Below are 2,856 nucleotides of genomic sequence, written 5' to 3'. Positions count from 1 at the left end.
GCGCGTCGAACAGCCGATCCAGCCAACGCATCCGGACCGGAGCGGGCACGTCCACCCCGGCAATGACCGGCACAAGCGCGTCGATTGCGCGATTCACGGCGGTGCCAATTGCCCCCGACGAGCTGTCGACGTGTTCAAGCGCCGGCGAAAGCTTTTCGAGCAAAGCGACCGCGCCGTCAGCAGCGAGAACAGGATCGGCACGGGCGATCTGCCGGATCTCCCCCAGCGCTTCTTTCAGCCGCTGGATCGGCAACGCGGATTTCCAGCCGAAGGCGCCACGCCGGAACCGCGTGGCGAAAGTCCATTTGTGACAGGTTGTGCGTGTCATGCTCCGGGGTGCCAGCTCAGCGCGTCTTCATATAGGCGGCGTACAGCGCCGTGTTGAGCACCTGCAGTTCGCGCCGGGTTTCCAGCAGTTCGTGACGCCGGCCCTGACGCTCCAGGCTGAGTAACTGGAGCATCACCTTCGCCGCCCGCTCGGGCGCATTGCGTCGCGAAGGCTCTGCCTGTTTGAACAGCGGCGCGAGGCCAGCCTTTTCCGTGAGTACCCACGCCGGAAACCATGCAGGATCGTCAATGTCGCCGGCGCCGTCGAACGACGTATCGAGGCGCGCCGCAACGTATTGACGCACGCGTCGCCAAGCCGGCTCAAAAGCTGGTCGAACCGGGATGGCGAAAGCCACGCAAGTTCCACCAGCAATGGCCAGGCCGCGTTCAGGCCATCGAGTCGGTAACGTGCCTCCGTCATCCAGCAAAGCGGCGCTGGAATCCGTCGCCACGACGCGATGCGGGATATCGCATCGGACGCCTTGGCCCACCCCGCAGCAAGCAGGAAGAGCGGCGCCGCGTGCGCATCCGCGTGGTCCGCACGGAAAGGCAGCGCAGCGGCGCGTCCGGCCAGTTCTGCCCAGAGCGGTGCGAGCCAGGCGGCCCCGCTCTGCCTCGGAAACACATGCGCGACTGCGGGCTGGACTTCGTGAGATAGCGCCTGGCGAGCCTGCAGGGCGGCTTCGTAACGGTCAAACGGTACCCTCGATCGACCCTCGAGGGCATTGACGATCGAATCGAAATACACCTGGGCGACATCGTCCGCATACTCGTCCGCAAGGGCCTGCCGCGCACGCCGCGCGCCCGCGGCATCGTACCGCTGCAACGCTGACAGGACGTCATTGCGCAGCATCACGTCGCGGCTGTCGCTGAAAATGTCGAGCTGCATCCGTCGGGTTCGGAACAGTGGCTGGTCGGGCTGACGAGATAAATCCATTGGCCGTGCTTCTCAATTTTCTGCGGTGCTCATCGACTGACTCGACGATTGCGCGCCGACCGCTCGCGTCGGCGACCACACGCACCGTGTCATGCTCTGGTTCGCATCCTGTACGGTTCGCCGAATCGCTAAGGAGATGCATTTCCGCACACAGGTTGCCATGGTAACAAGCAGTCCGTCTCTGGATGGTTGTTGATGATTAGCCGGGCGTGACGCAATCGTGAAGCTACGCCCTGTCACGACAGTTGGCCGTCTGAACCGTCAGCGCCCTCTTCCGACCGATGTTGGGCCTCCCATGCACGTCGGGTTCTGGCCAGTTCGTCGGCGAGAAGCTTTTCATCCGGCAGGACCATATGGTACTCAGCCGCCAGCACTTTGTTTGGCAACCCTTCCAACGCATAACGCGCCACCGCGGCATTCGTTCGCGCACACAGGATCAGCCCGACGGGCGGGTTCTCTCCTGGCAGGGTCCAGTGCTCGCGCGCGTAATTACAGTACATGTGCATCTGACCCACGTCGGCGTGATTGAGCTCGGTGAGCTTGAGATCGACAATAACAAGACATCGCAGACGCCGATGAAAGAACAGAAGATCTACCCGGAACCAACTTTCACCGATCCGAAGGCGACGCTGGCGGCCGACGAACGTAAAATCGCCACCCAGCTCAAGAAGAAAGTCTTCGAGCCGATGGACCAATGCCTCCTCCAGTTGACTTTCTGAATATTCGTCCTTGAGATCCAGGAACTCAAGGACATAAGGATCCTTGATTGCCTCCTCTGCGGTCACGAGGTCGCCCGGTTCCGCCTTGCCCGCCTTCTTTAGCATCGCCGGCCTGTTCTTCGACAGCATCGCACGGGTGTGAAACTGGCTGCTGATCTGCCGATCCAGTTGTCGCACGCTCCAGCCGCCACGAAGCGCTTCAGCTTCGTAAAACGCTCTTTCTTCAACTGACCGGGTTCGCCGCATGAGGTGGATGTAATGCGTCCAGGACAGCTGGAATGTTGTCGCGAGCTGGTCGAGATCGAAATTCCGAATCGGCGATTCGGAATTTCCTGGATGGCCTGTGGGCGTAGATTTCCGAATCAGTGATCCGGAAATCGCGGCTGGCGGGTAGGTCTGGTAGAACATCCTCATCAGCTCCAGATTGTCCACCCCAAACCCCCGCCCGAAGCGGGCTGTCAGGTCGACCGACAGCCGCTCTAAAAGGGCCTGACCGTAGGTGGCACGGCCCTCGCCGCCCTGGCTGAATTCGACAATACGGCGACCAATCTCCCAGTAGGTCGCCGTCATCAGTGCGTTGACACTTCGGGCCGCAGCGCGACGACCGTGTTCCAGAAGCGCAACGATATCGCCGTGTATGCCGCTGTAATCGGCGCCGCTTAATGCGATATCAGTCATTGGTACTGTCAGCAGGGTAGTTTCAGCGTTAATAAGTTCACGGTGGACATCGGCTACCATGGTGTTGCTATCCACAGCACTCAGTCCATCGGAAATCCAGGTTGGCAAGCGATCGGCTCGAAATCGCCCGTTGGGCACTTGGCGCCACGTTGCCGATCTTTCCGATCCACATGTGGCAGGGCCGGCATTGCGACC

The 2,856-nt window shown here is 61.2% G+C and carries 3 protein-coding genes; all 3 read right to left on the bottom strand.

Annotated features, from left to right (window positions below; translation table 11 throughout):
• Window positions 1–328: hypothetical protein (locus WA702_RS09515; RefSeq protein WP_425110267.1), on the bottom strand; the 328-nt coding region annotated here is incomplete at its 3' end.
• Between the two features lie 132 nt (window positions 329–460).
• Window positions 461–1,216 (bottom strand): hypothetical protein, encoded by a 756-nt coding sequence (locus WA702_RS09510; protein ID WP_425110266.1) that lies wholly within the window; start codon window positions 1,214–1,216, stop codon window positions 461–463.
• A 284-nt stretch (window positions 1,217–1,500) separates the two neighbouring features.
• A complete protein-coding gene (locus WA702_RS09505) occupies window positions 1,501–2,721 on the bottom strand; it encodes a PDDEXK nuclease domain-containing protein (protein WP_425110265.1) in 1,221 nt (406 codons plus the stop codon).
• Between the last annotated feature and the right edge of the window lie 135 nt (window positions 2,722–2,856).

The organism is Bradyrhizobium sp. (assembly GCF_049798375.1).
GTDB lineage: Bacteria > Pseudomonadota > Alphaproteobacteria > Rhizobiales > Xanthobacteraceae > Bradyrhizobium.
Note: the sequence above shows the minus strand (reverse complement) of the source record. Positions and strands in the feature narration are given on the sequence as shown.